The following is a 17,672-nucleotide window of genomic DNA, read 5'->3' as shown; positions in this document are numbered from 1 at the left end:
TCCGCCCGGACTAATGTTCGACGTCAACATTCACAGCTAGCAGAATGTCCGGGCTCACCCTCAATTTATCCGCCGAGAATGACACTTTCCCTGTGATTACCCTGCGCTTCACCACCCCCGCCGACTGGACAGCAACCGTACTGGCCGATTTTGATCACTTTCTGCTGGATCACGCCGCCGCCGAAAAAAAGGCCGCAGGCATGGCGATCTCAATGGCCTCCCACTATCCGGACAAACCCGAGCTGGTGGAGGCGATGGCTGATCTTGCGGTAGAGGAAATGAGTCACTACCGGGAGGTGGTCAAACTGATTCATGCGCGCGGCGGGCTCACCGCCGCCGACGAGCGCGACCCCTACATCAATGAGCTGCGCAAGCATCTGCGCAAGGGCAGCGAAGCCTACTTCCTCGACCGGCTGCTGCTCGGCGGCGTCATTGAAGCGCGCGGCGCGGAACGCTTCGGGCTGATTGCCGATTCCGCCAGCGACGATGCCATCAAGCGGTTTTACACCTCCATCAGCCGCTCCGAAGAGCGCCATCGCACCCTGTTTACCGATCTGGCCTGCCGCTATTTTGCAGCGGGTACGGTCGACGCACGCCTTGGGGAATGGCTGGATATTGAAGCGGAAATAGCCGCCCGCCAGCCGCTGCGTGCGGCACTGCATTGATGCCACTGAACAGGTACCTCACCCGCTACGCCGAAGTCGAAGCTGGCCTGACACAGTCTCTGGAAGGGTGCTGGCATTACGCGGTCGTGATTCCCGCCTACAATGAAACGCCCGGCTTTCTGCAGGCACTACCCGCAGGTGACTGCCTCTATATTGTTATTGCCAACCGCCCGGAGACTGACCCGGCGACGGACTGGCTAAACGAAATCCTTGATCACCTCGAGCCACCGCGCTGGCGGAATAAACACCTCAGCCTTCACCAACGTCCGGAAAACGCTTCACACCCCGACATCCTTCTGGTCGATCGCTGCGCAGCGGGCGCCCCTCTGCCATCCAAACAGGGCGTTGGGCTGGCCCGCAAAATCGGCTGCGATATCGCCTGCCAGCTGATTGCCTCAAAGCAGGTGACGAACCCCTGGCTTGGCACCACTGATGCGGACACTCATCTGCCGGAAAATTACGGCGAGGCATTGCAGAAGCTGCCGGAGCAGGCCGGCGCCTGTGTTTTTCCCTTCAGCCACATCCCAGGCGATGCGCCGGAATGGGCAGTTCGCTGCTACGAACTGCATATGCTGCACTACGTGGCCGGGCTCCGTTACGCCCAGTCGCCCTATGCCTGGCCAACCGTGGGCAGCTGCATTGCCCTCAACAGTCGCGCCTATGCTCAGGCGCACGGTTTTCCGAAACGCGCCGGAGGCGAAGACTTTTACCTGCTGAACAAGCTGGCGAAACTCGGCGGTGTTATTCACGCCTCGAAGCCACTCGTTAGACCCAGTGGTCGATTGTCGCAACGCGTCCCCTTTGGCACAGGCCCGGCATTACAGCGCTACGCCAGCCTGCAATCTGCCGGCGATGTAACAAGCTACCACCCCGATAGTTTTCGCTTGTTGCGCGCGGTACTTAAAGCTCTGCGGCTGAGTGCTTTCGGCAGATCATTTGCTATGACCGACATAGCGCGGCAGAGCTGCGCCGACCCAGACCAGCTATACAGCCTTTGGCAGCGATTCCATTGCGACCAAGCCGTAGACAAAGCACGACGGAATAGCCGCAGTGCCGAGCAATGCGAGCGCCACCTGATGACCTGGTTTGACGCCTTCAAAACCTTGAAGTGGGTACACGCCTGCCGCGAGTATCAGCCGGACACCCCGCTCTTTGAGGCCCTTGAAAATGCAGACTGGATCACAGATTCAGGCATCGATCTTCGCCACCCCGAAAATGCAGCTATCGCGCTGCAAAGGCAGCTCGCCAATAACCAACGGCACAGCCTTTAAAAATCGCGCAATACTGACAAATCTAATTGACAATAGGGGCCAAATCCACGGCTCAATCTGTCCTATTTTTTTACAAAGCCTGTGGTAGTATTCGCGACTGGTAATTAGACCAACATCAATGCCAACGGCGCCTTTAGATTGCCAAGTTCCGCAGCAAAAACAAGGCAACGCAGCGCCAAACAATAGTAAGAAGTTTTGTTTCGGTAATACCGACCAGCTGGAAGGGATCAACTATGAAAAGATACGCACTGGGTGTTGCGTTTCTTGGCAGCGCTTTAGCATCGTCTATTGCAGCCGCTCAAGGAAATGCGCAAGCCGCACCTATCGCCTTGGAAGAGGTCATTGTAACCGCTCAGAAAAAAGCCGAGTCACTGCAGGATACCCCCATTTCCTTGACCGCCTTCGGTGCTGAGCGACTCGAAACAGATGGCATCAACAGCCTGGCCGATATCGGCTCCAAGGTTCCCAGCCTGACCATCGAGCCCTTCCCGATCAACAACACCACCCTGCGTATCTTTATCCGCGGCATCGGTATTTCCGACTCTCAGGTTACTCAGGATCCACCGGTCGGCATTTACGTTGACGGCGTCTACGTCGCCCGTGCAACCGGTACCGCCCTCGACGTGGCCGAACTTGAGCGTATGGAAATTCTGCGCGGCCCGCAGGGTACTCTGTACGGTCGAAACACCACCGGTGGTGCCGTTAACCTGATCACCAAACGCCCTTCTGTTGACGCCTTCGAATTCAAGCAGAAGTTTGTTGTGGGCAACCGCGATCTGTTCACCTCAAAAACATCGGCCAACCTGCCCATTACCGACACGCTGGCTGCCAAGGTTGCCTTCCTGACCACCAGCCAGGAAGGCTGGCTGGAAAATACCGGCCCGATCCATGATCCAAGCAGCCCCGGTTTTGTTCCGGGCGACAGCGAAGATTTCTTCGGCAGCCGTGACGTGCAGGGCTACCGCTTTGACCTGCGCTGGGACGCCACCGACTGGATGACCATCGACTACGCCTACGACTTCTCGGACATGACCACGGTAAACACCATTTACCAACCGGTCACCCCTCCCTGTGGCGGCGATCTAAACTCCTGTAACAAGGGCCAGACCGAGCAGATCAAACAGTCGACTTCTTCTCGCACCAGCTACAGCGATAAGCGCGAAGACGAACTGGCCAGCAGCTCGCCTATGCAAGACTCTACTACCGAAGTTGAAGGCCACTCTCTAACCTTCTCCATGGACTTCGACACCTGGCAGATGAAGTACATCGCAGCCTACCGCACACTGGACGACGAAGCCTACGCCGACCTGACCGGTGACGGCGACCCGGACTTCCGTCTGGATTCCAATGTGTATTGCGGACCGGCAGCCCAGGTTGCGGTTGGCGGCTGTACGCCTCTGGTTGTTCCCAAAATCAACCAGGATCAAACCTCTCACGAACTGCAGTTCACCGGTGACTTTGCCGATGGCCGTGTTGAGTACATCGTCGGTGCCTACTACTTCGAAGAAAACGCGCAGGAAGATAACTCGCCCCTGCACCACCAGCTGAGCGCGCCGATTGATTCTGATCCCAGCGGTCAAACTCGCATCGTCAACCTGCTCAGCCAGAAGTACGATATCGAGAACGAGTCCAGCGCCCTGTTTGGTCAGTTCACCTGGACACCGGCTATTCTTGAAGATCGACTGCACCTGACCTTCGGCTATCGCCACTCGGAAGACAGCCGCTACGCCCTGAAAAACCAGCAGGATTTTATCTATATCGAAAATCCCCTGATTCCCGGTGGCGCAGCTGAAGCCAGCAACCCGATCCTTGCCACCCTGTTCGGCCCCAGCCTTGGGCTTCCAAACTCCGCAGACCGTGAGTTTGTAAACGTCGAGGGTGACAAAGATTTTTCCGACGACTCGTTCACCTTTACCGTCGAATTTGACGTAACCGACGATATCAATGTCTACGCCAAGTCTGTTGAAGCTTACAAATCCGGTGGTTACAACACGCGTGACCCGCAGCGCGACGGCAACCAGGGCCCGGCTTCTGATGGCACTGACTACGGTTTCGGCTTCAAGGAAGGTTTTGACTCCGAGAAAGTGCAGTCCTATGAAGTGGGTATCAAGAGCGAACTGATGGATCGCCGCCTGCGTCTGAACGGTAACGTGTTCTACAGCGAATACACCGACATTCAGCTGAACCAGATCCTGACCGGTACCGTTGCCGACACCAAGGTAAGCAACGCCGGTGAAGCAGAAATGCAGGGTATGGAAATGGACATCACCTTCCTGGCGACCCGCGACATCCTGATGCTGTTTAACTACGCCTATCTGGATACCGAAGTCACCAAAGCGACTTCTGCAGCCACCGGTGAAGATATCTCCGACAGCTTTGTGTTCTTCTCAGCCCCTCAGCATTCCTACACCCTGGCGGTGGACTGGACTATCACCGAAGGTGAGTGGGGACGTCTGAACTTTAACATCAGCCATAATTTTATGGACGAGCGTAACGGTGGCTCGCGTTCCTTCAACGTGGCTAAAGACGGCGACAAGTCGCGCGGCACCTTCCTCGACGACTACCGCCTGACCAACATGCGCTTGAGCGCTACCGGCATGCCTCTGTGGGGCGGTATCTTCCAAGTTGCAGGCTGGGTTAAAAATGCCTTTGACGAGGAATACCACGTCACTGCCATCGACAACACGCCGCAAATTGACCGCGCCGTTATCTGGGGCGAGCCCCGCACCTACGGTCTGGATTTCATCTACGAGTACTGATTGGGTACGACTCTGACAAGGGCTGCTTCGGCGGCCCTTTTTTGTGCCCGCCTGTAAAGTGACCGCTTAGCTTTCAGCCGTCGGTCCAACATGTTGAACATACCTGAAATGGACGAGCTGACTGACCTGAAAAGCTATAGCCCTGAAGCCCATGTTACCTATAATAATACCAGTGCCTTAAATACTAACGATTCTCAACGGAGCCCCCAGCGATGAGTGACAAGACCAGCCCCTCCATACCCAAACGCGCCGCCGATATCAGCGAATGGGGTATTGAAACCGACGTCGCCGTTATAGGTTTTGGTGGCGCCGGTGCCTGCGCCGCGCTGGAGGCCGCCGACGCCGGCAGTGAGGTTCAGATTTTCGAGCTGGCCAGTGCCAGCGGCGGCTCAACTGCTCTTTCCAGCGCTGAAATCTACATGGGCGGCAACGGCGGCACCCGGGTACAGAAAGCCTGTGGTTACGACGATACCAGCGAGAACATGAAAAACTTTCTCAAGGCCGCCTTCGGCAGCAATGCCGACGACGCCAAGATCGACACCTACGTCGACAACAGTCTGGAGCATTTCAACTGGCTGGTAGAGAAAGGCGTTCCCTTCAAGGATTCGGAACTGAAAGAACGCGCCATCATGGCCCTCACCGATGACTGCCTGCTGTTTACCGGCAATGAGAAAGCCTACCCCTTTACCGAGGCTGCCTATCCCGTGCCCCGTGGTCACAACCTTGAAATCGAAGGCGACAACGGCGGCCCGCTGTTAATGAAGATTCTCACCGAGCAGGTGGAAAAGCGCAGCAACATCAGCGTGAACTACGAAACCCGCGCCCTCACATTGATCACTGACGACAGCGGCGCCGTGGTCGGCATTCTGGTGCGCATCAACCAGCAGGAAGTTGCCGTGCGCACCCGCAAAGGCGTGATTCTCTGCGCCGGCGGTTTCTGCATGAACGAAGAGATGGTGCGCAAGTACGCGCCCTTTTTTGACAAGAATCTGGAACCCATCGGCAACCCCGGCGACACCGGTTCAGGCATCCTGATGGGACAAGGCGTTGGCGCCGGCACCGTGAACATGCACGAGTGCTTCACCACCGTGCCCTTCTATCCGCCGCAGTCGCTGACCTACGGCATCTTTGTGAACGACAAAGGCCAGCGCTTTATCAATGAAGACTGCTATCACGGTCGGGTCGGCTTTAATGCCATGGTGCAGCAGCACAACCATTCCAAGCGCATCTATCTGGTCACCGACGTGGAAGGCTATGGCGACTACGAGAAAATGAGCTACCTGGGTGCTCAGGTTGCCGGCACCGGTGACACAGCCGAAGAACTGGAGCAAGAGCTGGAGCTGCCACAAGGCACATTGAGCAACACACTTGAGGTTTACAATCGCCACGCGGAGAAAGGTGAAGATCCCCTGTTCCACAAAAGCGATGCCTGGCTGCGCCCGATTGAGCCGCCTTATGTCGCTCTGGACTGCACGCTGGGTCGCGGCACCTTCTACCCCTTCTTTACTCTGGGCGGGCTGGATACACTGCCCACCGGTGAAGTCCTTACCCCCGAACGCAATGTAATACCGGGGCTGTATGCAGCGGGCAGAACCACCGCCGGCATTCCCAGAACAGCGGCTGGCTACGCCAGCGGCATGTCGGTGGGCGACGCGACCTTTTTCGGTCGCATGGCGGGCAAAACAGCTGCCTCGCGTTAAAGCCCCCTCCGCCCGCCCTCCACGTTGGGAGGGTGGGCACTTCACAGGAGCACAGCAATGACCGATGCCATTCAGCAGTTGCAGTTACTCCATCAGGACCTGAGCTCAAGCACCGACGAGCGACTGTCGCTGCTCGCCGCCCAGTCCCCGTTACCGCCTCTCACCCTGCGCTGTGCAAATAACTGCGCCTACCGCTTTAGCTACGACGGCAAGCAGCTGGCTATCGCATCGGTTGCCGCCAACGACGGTATTCTGATCGACCCGGAAGACTGGCTGGGACTCACTCAGGATATGGAAGCAGTCCCGCCACTGGTGTACGGCAACCGCCTGCAATGCGCCGCCGGCGAACTGAATAAACTGCTGGCCTGGGAACCCGCCCTGCGAGCCATCTACCGGGCCATACCTGTCTACGACCCCAATGCACCCGACCTGAAAGACGATACCGGCACCGCCCTTGATCCCACTGCCACCTACACCCTGAAAGATTCCCCTGAAGCCATGCGCAGGGTGCTTAACACCCTCGGCTATCTGGTGGTGCACGATGTTTTTGCGGGCGATGAATTGCAGCGCTTTCGCAGCTACGCCCAACAGCTTAAAGCGAGCGCCCGGGAAAACGATAAGCAGTCCTGGTGGGGCAAAAACCGTAAAGGCGAATCGGTACTCTGCCGCACCCTGAATGGCGGTGAAATCGATGAACTGGCAGGCCTCTACGACGACCCGCGCATTCGCCAACTGGCGGCCTTGATGCCAGCCGAACTGAAAGGCGCCAACCCACGCGAGCAAGACGGCGTCACGGTCATCTTTAAAAACCCGGATATGAGCGAAGGGCTGTCGGACCTGCCCTGGCACCGCGACTGCGGCATGGGTGGCCACGCCGTCATGTGCCCGACGGTAATTATCAGTATTTATCTTTATGACGCGACTGAAGAAGCCGGTGCGCTGCGCTTTTTACCGGCTTCACACAAGGCCAGCTTCGGCTTCCTGGATGCCGGCGACAGCAAGGCGCCCCGCGGGGTTCGCGCCGATGCTCGCGCCGGCTCCGTGACCCTGCATTATGGCGATGTGATGCACGCTGCACCGGAGCCCACGGGATTATGCGAGCACTACCGCCAGAGCATTCTGCTGACCTACCAGCCCGCCTATCAGCACCACCGGGGCGATCGCCACTACAACGATATCCTGTTCAACGAGCGTGAAGACGGTCAGGTGCCCAATATGAAATCGCTGGTGGACGGCGACGACTAAAACCCCTGCTTTTTGGTCCCCCGTGACGGCGTCGCGGTCAGAGGATCGTCTGGCCAGGGGTGTTTAGGATAGCGGCCTTTCATGTCTTTTTTGACTTCGTCATAACTGTTGACCCAGAAGCTGGCGAGATTCTGGGTGACTTGCAGCGGTCTGCCCGCCGGTGACAAGAGGTGCAGGGTCAGCGGCAGCCGGCCCTGCGCCACACGAGGAGTTTCCCGCTGACCAAACATTTCCTGCAACTTGACCGCCAGCACCGGTGGTGACTGGGAATAGTCGATGGCGATGCGCGAGCCCGTCGGCACCGTCAAATGCGTAGGTGCCTGTTCATCCAAGAGTCGCGGCAGGGGCCACTCCAGCAAACTTTTCAGCGCAGCCCCGAGATCAATCGACTGCAAATGCCGTAAGTGAGTAATCGCCGGCAAAAAGGGCAGCAACCACTGTTCCAGATGCCGCTGGAGCCAAGTGTCGGAAACATCGGGCCAGTCACTCTGAGTTGCCGACTGCAAATCCAGCGCGCGCAAACAAAGCACCCGCTGCTGCCAGGCACGCAGACCAGCTGACCAGGGCAATTTGTCGAGCCCCTGTTCTTCCAGCCATTGAAGCACGGCGCGCTTTATCGTGTTGTCGTCCGCCTTGGCCGCCGCTTGCCGCTCGACGATCAATTTACCAACACGCTGTTGCCGCTCCAGCAATAATTGGCCATTAGCCTGCCATTCAAGCACATCCACTGCGTGCGGTGCTGGCAGAACACCGCCAAACAGAAGCGGGTCCAACGGCGCCGCCAGAAATATCCGATCATTCGAATGCCCGGCTGCTCCTCCCAGATGCGCGACTGCCAGCCAACGCTCACGTCGCAGCCCTTCCTCCTCAGCCAATACCGCACCGCGACCGTTGGCCAACTGGTAAGCGGTTCCGCCCGTCGAATGTTGCAGGGCAATGCGATCGGGATAGGCCAGTGCAATACAGGCTCCAATACACTCCTGGTTTGAGAGAGTCGTCGCAGCGACAGCGTGATGCGCCAGCTGTTGGCGAAGCTGCTGGGCCTGCTGCAGCATGCGTTTTATGCCGTGGTTTTTACCCAGCGACGCCAGCGGCAGCCTCCGACTGATGTCCGCCCCCCTGGACGAAGCCGGGTCGCGCTCCGACAATAGCGCGGCGATCTCTGAGGCCGTTTCCAGAAAGCCCAACTCGGCCGCGCGGATCAGCATATGGGAAAGGCGGGGGTGAGCGGGCAGAGCTGCCATTGCCTCACCGTGGTCAGTAATAAGGCCGGAGTCGTCACAGGCGCCCATCTCCTGAAGCAATAAAAGCGCCTGTTGCCAGGCCGCAGGATTGGGTGCATCCAGCCAATCTAACTCTTCACGGCTTACGCCCCAGGCAAGCAACTGCAGCGCCACCGGGGCCAAATCCGTATTCAGAATTTCCGGTTCGTCAAAGGCGCGTAATTCCCGGTGTTGCTCCTGACTCCACATCCGCCAGGCAATACCCGGACCGAGACGCCCGGCACGACCCGCGCGCTGCTCAGCACTGGCCCGAGTGATACGCTTGGTCGACAAACGGCTCATGCCGAGACGCGCGTCAAACTCCGGTTGCCGCGACCAGCCGCTGTCGATAACCGTATTGATCCCTTCGATGGTCAAACTGGATTCAGCAATATCCGTGGCCAGCACGACCTTGCGTTTACCCTCAGCGGGGGGGCGTATCGCCTGCTGTTGCTGCTCCAGAGACAGGGCACCGTAGAGCGGCGCAATCAAAACATCGCCGTCAATTCCCGCCTCACGCAAGGCTCTCTCCAGACTCAGAATTTCTCCCTGTCCCGGCAAAAACACCAATATGCTGCCATCACTCTGCACCAGACAGTGCAGGATCTGCCGATGCAGACCCGCTATGAGATCACGCCGTTCCAGACGCTCAGCGTAATTCACCTCCACGGGAAAACTGCGCCCCTGACTGCGAATAACCGGGGCCGCTCCCAGATACTCCGATACGCGGTCGCTATCCAGTGTCGCCGACATCACCAGAATCTTCAGCGGCGCGTCTTCACGAAACAGCTCCCGGGCGTAGCGGCACAAGGCCAGCCCCAGGTCCGCATCGACCGAGCGCTCGTGAAACTCGTCAAAAATAACCAGCCCGTAACCTTCAAGGCTGGGGTCGTTTTGCAAAAGGCGAAGCAGCACGCCCTCGGTCACCACTTCAATCCGTGTACGCCGTGAAAGCCGACTTTCGAGACGCATACGGTAACCGACGGTTTCGCCCGGTTCTTCACCGAGCACACTGGCCATACGCTGGGCTGCAAGCTTTGCGGCAATACGTCGCGGTTCCAGCATCAGAATCCGCTTGCTTCCCAGCCACTCGCAGGACAGCAAGGCAAGCGGTATGCCGGTGGTCTTGCCCGCACCGGGTTCAGCCACCACAATGGCCTCAGTCCGCGTTTGCAAAGCGCGCTGAATGTCGGGCAAAACCTGATAAATGGGAAGTGACATGAATGCAATTTGCCGCCAAATGTGGCGCGAAATCATAGCATACCGATGACTGCTAAAGTGCTCGTCACCGGCGCCAGTGGATTTCTCGGCAGCCGTCTCGCGCGCCGACTTCTGGACGAAGGCTATCAGCTAAGCCTACTGGTCAGACCCGCTGCCGTGCTGGATGCCACCCTGAAATCCCAATGCCATATTGTCTATGGCGACCTGTCCGACCAGAACGCTCTGGCGCTTGCCGTGAGCGATTGCGAGTGGATCTTTCACTGCGCAGCCAATGTAAAAACCTGGGATTGTATCGACAACTACTACCGCACTAATGTACTGGGCGTGCAGCATCTGCTCGACGCGGTCCAGCAGAACACCCCGGCGCTGAAACGCTTCGTACATATTTCAACGGTGGACGTTTATGGTTACCCGGATGCTCCGGCAGATGAATCCTCCCCTGTGCGGAAAACAGGTTTTGGTTATGGCGACAGCAAGCTCGAAGGGGAGCAACGAGTGCTGCGTATGGCCAGCGATCACGACCTGCCTTTCACGATCATTCGCCCCGGCAACATAATCGGCCCGGGCAGTCAGTTTATCTCAGAAATAGGTACAGCCCTGAAAACAGGCAACATGCTGACCATCGAAGGCGGGCTTGCTCACGCCGGCCTGATCGATGTAGACAATCTGGTTGACCTGATTCTGTGGGCCGCAGACAGCGATATCGCACTCAATGAAATCTACAACGCAAGAGACGAAACAGAGATGAATTGGCGCGAATACCTCAGCCAGTTGCAGCGCGTGCTGGACGCGTCCAAGCCCATCCGCGATCTGTCTTTTCCAACCGCTATGCTGCTCGCGCGAACCCTCGAGTGGGTTTTCAAACTAATCAGAACCAAGCGCGAACCGCCGCTTCACCGCTTGCTGGTTTGCATGTTCGGCAAAACCTGTGGTCACAGTGCCGACAAAATTCGGCGCCACAGCGACCTGCCCAGCCGGATTGCTATCGAAAAGTCCATTCAGCGTTCAGCTCAGTGGTTCCTGGAAAACACGGTGCCGGACTAAGTGGACGCCATGCCGTATTGCATCTTAGCGCTGCGGCCTTAGCAAAGGCCGCAGCATGCCCTCCAGGCCATTGAGTTTGACCTCGTACATCAAGGCCAGCTGATCACCCAGTTTTCCCGACGGGAAGCCCTGTTGCTTGAACCAGACCAGGTAGGGCTCGGGCAGTTCCAGCAGGCGCCGCCCCTTGTATTTGCCGAAGGGCATTACCTGATTGACTGCCGCCAGCAGGGCTTCGTTGTCCTGATCCTCAAACACCCCAGACTCTCCTCCATCACAGATGGAACGCAACTTGCCCTGTTCGCTGGCAAAGATCAACCGCGTTATGCACTCAGGTAGTATCAGAATGCGCTTTTACGCTAATCCCTTCTTGGACACTCCGGCAAAGGCCTGCCTATAGTAAACAGACCCTTCCTGAAGTAAGGATTCTCAGACAAGACCAGGAGGCAAGCCATGGCTATCGCACCCCGTATACAGGCTCACTTGCAAAAAGTGGGCATTCACTACGACCTTATCGAGCACCCACACAGTAGCAGCAGCATGCAATCTGCCATCTCCGCCCAACTGCCGCCCAATCAGGTAGCCAAGGCGGTGATCGCTCACGACGGCGACACCTACTGCATGTGTGTGCTACCCGCCGATCGGCGGCTGGTACTGGATTGGCTCAACGACCATATGCACGGGCGTTTTCGCTTGGCAACGGAAGAGGAAATTGCCGCCCTGTTTGATGACTGCGAACCCGGCGCCGTTCCGGCGCTGGGTCAGGTCTACGGCATGCCCGTGGTATGGGACGACGAGCTCAGCGCCACGCCCGATGTGTATCTGGAAAGCGGCGACCACGAGCACCTGATCCACCTGCAGCACGGCGCTTTTCTCGAGCTGATGGGCTTGCAGGAGCACGACGTGATCAGCTGCATGCCTAACGAAGCGCGAGCTATGCTGCACTGAGCAAGCCGGCGAAGCGCCAGCGCGCACGGTTGAAACGCGGCGGCGCTTTTATCGTACTTCGAAATCCTGCCATTTGATGCGCCGCAAGCGGCGCATGTATTCCAGCGTGGTTCCCGCCCAGTTATTGGTGACGCGGCCGCCATCCTTGTACCAGCTGGCATCCAGCGAGTTCCAGACCATTTTGCTCAGGCGATTCTGCAATTCGCGGTTAAAAGCCTCTTCAGCTTCTGGCTTAACCAGCAAGGCGCCGGCGCCGTGCATGCGCTTTATACATTCGCTGATAAAACCGGCCTGAGCTTCAGACATGATGACAATGGAGTTGTGACCAAGATTGGTATTGGGGCCATACATCATAAAGAAATTGGGAAAGCCGCTGGTACAGACCCCGAGGTATGCCTGAGCGCCGTCACGCCAGTGCTCGCGTAGCGTCTTTCCACCCACCCCTCGAATCTCCATCGGTGCCAAAAAGGGATTGGTTCGAAAGCCTGTGCCGAAAATCAGCACGTCCACCGGGTGACGCTCACCGTCTTTGGTCACGATGGCATCGTGTTCAACCTGTGCTATGCCGTTGTCGACAACCGACACATTGTCCCTCGCCAGCGCCTCGAAATAGTCGTCGGAAAACAGAATCCGCTTGGCGCCCACCGGATAGTCGGGCACCAGTTTTTTCCGCAGCTCCGGGTCACTGATAGTGCGCTTGAGATAGTTCATATGAATCCGGCGGAATATGGCCTGAATCAAACGATTTCCAGTCAGCATCGGAAAGACCAGCCACTCATTGCGTGCCCATAAACGAAAGCGATAGAGCTTGGCAACAAAGGGAACCTTGTCTGACAACCACTGCTCCCAGGCCTTGTAAGGCCGATCAAATTTGGGCATCACCCAATTGGCCGAGCGCTGAAAGATGGTCAGATGTGCGGTTTCCGGTGCGATCTGGGGGATAAACTGCAAGGCACTGGCGGCATTGCCCACCACCGCCACCCGCTTGCCTTTGAGATTGACGTCATGGCGCCAGCGCGCTGAGTGAAAACGCGGCCCGGCAAAGTTTTCAATGCCCGGCAGTTTGGGAACAAAGGGGCGATGCAACTGCCCCACAGCTGACACCATGAAACGGCTACGAATCTGCATACCCTGAACCGTCTCAATCTGCCAGCAACGCTCCGCCTCATCAAAGTGAGCTGTACTCACTTCCTGGCCGAATTCGGTTTTTTCGTAGAGGCCGTGCTTTTTTGCCGTCTTTTTAAGGTATTCAAAAATCTGAGGCTGCTCAGACCATTTGAATTCCCAGGTGGGGTTGTGCTCAAAGGAATAGCTGTAAAGGGCTGACGGAATATCGCACTCGGCACCGGGGTAGGTATTCTCCCGCCAGGTTCCGCCAACCTCATCGGCTTTTTCCAGCAGCAGATAGCGCGATATTCCCGCCTTCTGCAAGGCGATGGCCATCGCCATACCGGAAAAACCTGTACCAATAATAACAACGTCGGTAGTAATCATAGGGCGCATTCTTTTATAAGTAGCGCCCTATGTTGACGATTTAAACACGCAACGCAACCCCTTTTGCGGGAGAAATGCGCCAGCCTATGACGCGCTCGCCAAATCTCCCTTCTCGAGCTGGCGCTTGATCCAGGCACTGGCATTACCGCCCTCGCAGTTCCCGGCCAGCTCAGCGACCAGATCGGCCGCTGCCGCCAGCTTGCCCAGATCTATTCCGGTATCAAATCCCATCTGGTTGAGCATCAACACGGCATCCTCAGTAGCAACGTTGCCCGAGGCACCGGGCGCGAAGCCCCCCTACCACCGGACCACCCATACTGGGAGCTCATTGCTACTAGCAGCCCGCACAGCACAGTGGTACAAATGCTGGCTGATTACTACAAGCTTAAGCCTTTGGCATCAGATATATCTCCCATCAAATATATTTAATTTTCTTCGAAAGGAAGTCTGCTAGTCTAGCTCCTGCTTAATACTGTTAACTGCGGAGAAAATCCTATGCATGAATGCAAGGTCGTGGACCTAGCGTTTCTGGAAAACGCCAGAAACCGCTACCAGGCCGAAGTAGAAATCGACGCGACGCCTGAGCAGATTTTCGACTCCTTCGAGAATGCCGATGACTGGCCCCGCTGGGCAACCCCTATCCAGAACGTGGAATGGACTTCACCCAAACCTTTTGGCCTTGGCACCACCCGCACCGTCAGCATGTCAGGTGACATGGTCGGCGATGAGGTGTTTATCGCCTGGGAATACCCAAAGCGGATGGCCTTCTGCTTTACCGCCTGCTCGAAATCAATGACCGAGAGTTTCGCGGAAGACTACCTAGTCACACCGCTGCAAAATGGCAAAACTAGAGTAACCTGGACGATGGCCATGGAAGTTAGAGGAGTTGGACGAATTACGCTACCCATCTTCTCGCCGATTATGAGGATCGCCAATCAGTGGATGCTCGGACGCTTTAAGAAATTAGTGGAAGCCAACGTAAAGCAGTCTACGCAGCAGGCATCATAAACACACAAGAAATAACGATCTGCTTTGATTCAACAGACGTTCGATATGCAGACCGGACCGCTCCACTTTTACGGATTCATTTTAAATCCTGGATAAGTTCCAGCTGGAAATCATAACTTTAAACTGGCTTCCTGCCCCCCCTGCCTTGCGGGGGGCTTACTTACAAACATATCTGTAAAGCTCAAGGTCCGTCGCGAGGGTCGATATTCTCGTAGCTGAGGTAATCGTTCTTCATCGCTTTAATCTTCCACTCACCGTCAATCTTCTCATAACGCTCAAAGTACTGAACATTGATACGACTACCCACCTTTTCGCTGTGCCTGAGCATGACCACCTGCACCAGCCAGCGGCCATCCGCTGTGGTCTCCGAGGAAAGATCGATAATGCCATTGGCGCCACGGGGCATCTGCAAGGCCAGATCCTCGCTCAGCAGGATCATGTCAAAAAATTCCTTAATCTTGTCCGTGCCACTCAGTTCGATTCCCATGCCATATTCCAGAAAGGCATCTGGGGTAAAGCATTTCACCAGCGCATCGACATTCTTGTCCAGAATGGCAAACCAGTAGCGGTAGCGGAGCTTCTGAATATCACTTTCGGCTTCCAGCCGTGCGATGCGGCTTTCGAGTGTTGCCTGGCTCATTTTTTATTCTCCAGATTTATTCCAGCCCGGGTCCAGCCCGGGCCGAAGTGCTTGTACTTTACGCTTGATACTACCACAATACATTTGCAATGAAATGTTTTGTGCGTATGGGCCGAACCTTATCATACGGGTGGGCCTGTGCGATATTTACAATCCAGCAACCGTCACGATCCGGTTGCCCGAATAATGACAACGCTTCCGGGCCAGCCTGAAGCGAGAACCTCTCTTCAGGTCGCTATTACAATGAAACTACTCGAGCCAGCCAGCATTGGAACCATGCAATTGAAAAACCGCATGGTAATGGCACCGATGACCACCAACTACGGCAACGAGGACCAGACACCTTCTGACAGACTTATTGCCTTTCTTGAGGAACGTGCCAAAGGGGGCATAGGGCTTATCACCGTCGAAGTCTGTACGATCGACGTTAAACAGAAATATCAGCCGCAATCGCTAACTCTCGGCAGCGACGATTTTATCGCCTCTCACCGCAAATTGACGGATGCGCTGCACCAATATGATGTAAAAGTTCAGCCCCAGATTACCCACCCCGGCCCGGAGTCGATGAGTGGTTTTTACTTTGGCGAGATGCCGGTGGCACCCAGCGCTACCACTGGTGCTTGCACCGGTCTGCCGGCGCGGGAGTTGGCTATCGACGAACTCGACGACATCATTGAGGCCTATGCGCAAACGGCGCGGCGTGCCCGGGAAGCTGGCTACGATGGCATAGAACTGCATGCCGCCCACTGTTACATGCTGCTCGGCACCTTTTTATCCCCTCTGAAAAACAAACGTATGGACGAATACGGCGCAGATAGCCCTGAGAACCGTACCCGGCTGCTGGTCCGAGTACTGCGCCGGATTAAGGAAGTCGCCGGTCCGGATTTCCCTATCACCCTGCGCATCTCGGGTTTCGAGCGTATTCCCGGCGGTCGCGATGCCGCCGACACCGCGGCGATTGCACCGCTGTTGGTAAACGCCGGTGTCGATGCCTTTCACGTCAGCGGCGGTGTCAGTGACCCGATGGTGTCGCAGATGATCTGCGGGCCGGAGTACCCCGACGGCTATAACCTCCCGGCGGCCGAAGCCATCAAACGTGTAGTCGATGTTCCGGTCATGGTCGTCGGCCGATTTCTCGACCCGGAATTTGCGGAACAGGCGCTGCGCGACGAGCGGGCCGACTTGATTGTAATGGGGCGCCCCTTGCTGGCCGACCCGCATCTGCCCAACAAGGTTGCCGCAGGCCAGTTCGACCAGATCCGGCGCTGCATATCCTGTCAGAACTGTATTGACTCCATGTTCATGTGGCCGATGGATGCGCGCATGAACTGCGCGGTCAACCCTGCCACAGGTCGAGAGCAAACACTCAACTATTCCCCTGCTGCGATAAAAAAGCATGTAGTCATTGTCGGGGCCGGCCCGGGAGGTATGGAAGCGGCGCGCGTTGCAGCAGAGCGCGGCCACCGGGTGACCCTAGTGGATCGGCGGCGAAGACTCGGTGGTTCATTGTTGCTGGCCTCGACCGTACACCGTGATAACGAGCGACTGCTGGACTACCTTAAGCGGGAAATGCAGCGCCTGCCTATTGAATTGCAGCTCGGAATCAATGCGACTCCGGAGCGAATCGCAGCCCTTGCCCCAGACGAAGTAATCGTCGCAACAGGTGCGCGGCTGCACTACACCCCCATACCGGGTATGGATGGCACCAATGTCATTACCGGCAGTCAATTGCGGGAGCTGGTGGCTGGTGAGCTGACTCAGCCGGCAAAAGCGCTCCCCCTGCTGGTTCGCGCTGGCGTCGGTCTGTTTGGCCCACTGATCGACCGCTACCTGACACCCGGCCGCCTGCGCCGAGCAGCCAATACCGGCCTGCCTTTCGGTCGGCGAGTGGCCATTATCGGCGGCGATCTGGCCGCGATTGAAGTAGCCGAGTTTCTGGCCAAGCGCGGCCGGGACGTTATGGTGCTGGAAGCGGGTGAGATCATTGCCCCTGAAATTGGCCCCAAGCGACGCCTGGAGCACGAAAAACGCATGGAAAAACTGCGGATTTCCATCAATGTCAGAACAAAGGTCAGCGAGATTACCGAACGCGGCGTGGTGCTTGCTCTTGATAACGGCGGAAGGCGTGAGGTACAGGCAGATACGGTCTTAATAGCCGGCGAGCCGGTGGCCAGTACATCGCTATACGACGAGTTGCAGGCTGCGAGCATAAAGAGCTACTTGATTGGAGATGCGTCCGGCCTTGGCCTGATTGTCAAGGCGACCTATGAGGGGAACAGCGTTGCCAGCAAGTTGTAAACGGTGCCCCTCGGGTGTCCATTAAGCTCCCACACCCAATCGCGCTGACTGTTCTCGCAGACGACTTTCGCAGCATCATTTTTTTCGCGATAACACTACCCTTCCGCCCACCTTCCATCG

14 protein-coding genes are annotated in these 17,672 nt (G+C 56.9%); 9 read left to right on the top strand and 5 right to left on the bottom strand.

Going from position 1 to position 17,672, the window contains the following annotated elements; genetic code table 11:
- Window positions 1-44: 44 nt before the first annotated feature.
- The 5 genes from ABY734_RS14910 (at window position 45) to ABY734_RS14890 (ending at window position 7,640) form a co-directional block, all read left to right on the top strand.
- Window positions 45-665, top strand: coding sequence for a tRNA-(ms[2]io[6]A)-hydroxylase (locus ABY734_RS14910; RefSeq protein ID WP_372780112.1), 621 nt, complete (start codon window positions 45-47; stop codon window positions 663-665).
- Entirely contained in the window at window positions 665-1,936 is a 1,272-nt protein-coding gene (locus ABY734_RS14905) for a glycosyltransferase family 2 protein (RefSeq protein ID WP_372780111.1), read from the top strand. The genes ABY734_RS14910 and ABY734_RS14905 overlap by 1 nt, the downstream gene beginning before the upstream one ends.
- Window positions 1,937-2,169: 233 nt before the next feature.
- Entirely contained in the window at window positions 2,170-4,695 is a 2,526-nt protein-coding gene (locus ABY734_RS14900) for a TonB-dependent receptor (RefSeq protein ID WP_372780110.1), read from the top strand.
- A 212-nt stretch (window positions 4,696-4,907) separates the two neighbouring features.
- Entirely contained in the window at window positions 4,908-6,395 is a 1,488-nt protein-coding gene (locus tag ABY734_RS14895; RefSeq protein ID WP_372780108.1) for an FAD-dependent oxidoreductase, read from the top strand.
- Window positions 6,396-6,452: 57 nt separating this feature from the next.
- Window positions 6,453-7,640, top strand: coding sequence for a phytanoyl-CoA dioxygenase family protein (locus ABY734_RS14890; protein ID WP_372780107.1), 1,188 nt, complete (start codon window positions 6,453-6,455; stop codon window positions 7,638-7,640).
- Here the strand turns inward: ABY734_RS14890 and hrpB are convergent.
- Window positions 7,637-10,123 carry an ATP-dependent helicase HrpB gene (gene hrpB, locus ABY734_RS14885; RefSeq protein ID WP_372780106.1) on the bottom strand — a complete coding sequence of 829 codons (2,487 nt, stop codon included), beginning with the start codon at window positions 10,121-10,123 and terminating at the stop codon, window positions 7,637-7,639. The two genes, ABY734_RS14890 and hrpB, sit on opposite strands and share 4 nt — an antisense overlap.
- Before the next feature lie 45 nt (window positions 10,124-10,168).
- On the opposite strand from hrpB, the gene ABY734_RS14880 reads away from it, so the two are divergent.
- Window positions 10,169-11,167 (top strand): NAD-dependent epimerase/dehydratase family protein, encoded by a 999-nt coding sequence (locus ABY734_RS14880; protein ID WP_372780105.1) that lies wholly within the window; start codon window positions 10,169-10,171, stop codon window positions 11,165-11,167.
- A 24-nt stretch (window positions 11,168-11,191) separates the two neighbouring features.
- Here ABY734_RS14880 and ABY734_RS14875 read toward each other — a convergent pair whose 3' ends face one another.
- A complete protein-coding gene (locus tag ABY734_RS14875) occupies window positions 11,192-11,422 on the bottom strand; it encodes a DUF3820 family protein (protein WP_372780104.1) in 231 nt (76 codons plus the stop codon).
- 195 nt (window positions 11,423-11,617) lie between these two features.
- Here ABY734_RS14875 and ABY734_RS14870 point away from each other — a divergent pair, with 195 nt between their 5' ends.
- Window positions 11,618-12,112, top strand: coding sequence for an aminoacyl-tRNA deacylase (locus ABY734_RS14870; protein WP_372780103.1), 495 nt, complete (start codon window positions 11,618-11,620; stop codon window positions 12,110-12,112).
- A gap of 48 nt (window positions 12,113-12,160) precedes the next feature.
- On the opposite strand, the gene ABY734_RS14865 is transcribed toward ABY734_RS14870, so the two are convergent.
- Together ABY734_RS14865 and ABY734_RS14860 are read right to left on the bottom strand one after the other, a co-directional pair.
- Window positions 12,161-13,606, bottom strand: coding sequence for a flavin-containing monooxygenase (locus tag ABY734_RS14865; RefSeq protein WP_372780102.1), 1,446 nt, complete (start codon window positions 13,604-13,606; stop codon window positions 12,161-12,163).
- Between the two features lie 84 nt (window positions 13,607-13,690).
- Complete coding sequence (locus ABY734_RS14860; RefSeq protein WP_372780101.1) at window positions 13,691-13,849, bottom strand: hypothetical protein; 159 nt, start codon at window positions 13,847-13,849, stop codon at window positions 13,691-13,693.
- 270 nt (window positions 13,850-14,119) lie between these two features.
- Here ABY734_RS14860 and ABY734_RS14855 point away from each other — a divergent pair, with 270 nt between their 5' ends.
- A complete protein-coding gene (locus ABY734_RS14855) occupies window positions 14,120-14,614 on the top strand; it encodes an SRPBCC family protein (RefSeq protein WP_372780100.1) in 495 nt (164 codons plus the stop codon).
- 181 nt (window positions 14,615-14,795) lie between these two features.
- Here the strand turns inward: ABY734_RS14855 and ABY734_RS14850 are convergent, their stop codons facing one another.
- Window positions 14,796-15,254 carry a nuclear transport factor 2 family protein gene (locus ABY734_RS14850; protein ID WP_372780099.1) on the bottom strand — a complete coding sequence of 153 codons (459 nt, stop codon included), beginning with the start codon at window positions 15,252-15,254 and terminating at the stop codon, window positions 14,796-14,798.
- A 243-nt stretch (window positions 15,255-15,497) separates the two neighbouring features.
- Between ABY734_RS14850 and ABY734_RS14845 the strand changes: the two genes are divergently transcribed.
- Window positions 15,498-17,552, top strand: coding sequence for an FAD-dependent oxidoreductase (locus ABY734_RS14845; RefSeq protein ID WP_372780098.1), 2,055 nt, complete (start codon window positions 15,498-15,500; stop codon window positions 17,550-17,552).
- Window positions 17,553-17,672: the final 120 nt, after the last annotated feature.

It is taken from the genome of Litorivivens sp. (genome assembly GCF_041624475.1).
Taxonomy (GTDB): domain Bacteria; phylum Pseudomonadota; class Gammaproteobacteria; order Pseudomonadales; family Spongiibacteraceae; genus Litorivivens.
This window is presented reverse-complemented; position numbering and strand designations above follow the sequence as displayed.

Excerpts from the sequence above, each read along its gene's own strand:
- ABY734_RS14870 (WP_372780103.1), top strand. The coding sequence starts at position 11,618 with ATGGCTATCGCACCCCGTATACAGGCTCACTTGCAAAAAGTGGGCATT.
- ABY734_RS14850 (WP_372780099.1), bottom strand. The coding sequence starts at position 15,254 with ATGAGCCAGGCAACACTCGAAAGCCGCATCGCACGGCTGGAAGCCGAA.
- ABY734_RS14905 (WP_372780111.1), top strand. The coding sequence starts at position 665 with ATGCCACTGAACAGGTACCTCACCCGCTACGCCGAAGTCGAAGCTGGC.
- ABY734_RS14865 (WP_372780102.1), bottom strand. The coding sequence starts at position 13,606 with ATGATTACTACCGACGTTGTTATTATTGGTACAGGTTTTTCCGGTATG.
- ABY734_RS14910 (WP_372780112.1), top strand. The coding sequence starts at position 45 with ATGTCCGGGCTCACCCTCAATTTATCCGCCGAGAATGACACTTTCCCT.
- ABY734_RS14890 (WP_372780107.1), top strand. The coding sequence starts at position 6,453 with ATGACCGATGCCATTCAGCAGTTGCAGTTACTCCATCAGGACCTGAGC.
- ABY734_RS14895 (WP_372780108.1), top strand. The coding sequence starts at position 4,908 with ATGAGTGACAAGACCAGCCCCTCCATACCCAAACGCGCCGCCGATATC.
- ABY734_RS14880 (WP_372780105.1), top strand. The coding sequence starts at position 10,169 with ATGACTGCTAAAGTGCTCGTCACCGGCGCCAGTGGATTTCTCGGCAGC.
- ABY734_RS14900 (WP_372780110.1), top strand. The coding sequence starts at position 2,170 with ATGAAAAGATACGCACTGGGTGTTGCGTTTCTTGGCAGCGCTTTAGCA.
- ABY734_RS14860 (WP_372780101.1), bottom strand. The coding sequence starts at position 13,849 with ATGCTCAACCAGATGGGATTTGATACCGGAATAGATCTGGGCAAGCTG.
- hrpB (WP_372780106.1), bottom strand. The coding sequence starts at position 10,123 with ATGTCACTTCCCATTTATCAGGTTTTGCCCGACATTCAGCGCGCTTTG.
- ABY734_RS14845 (WP_372780098.1), top strand. The coding sequence starts at position 15,498 with ATGAAACTACTCGAGCCAGCCAGCATTGGAACCATGCAATTGAAAAAC.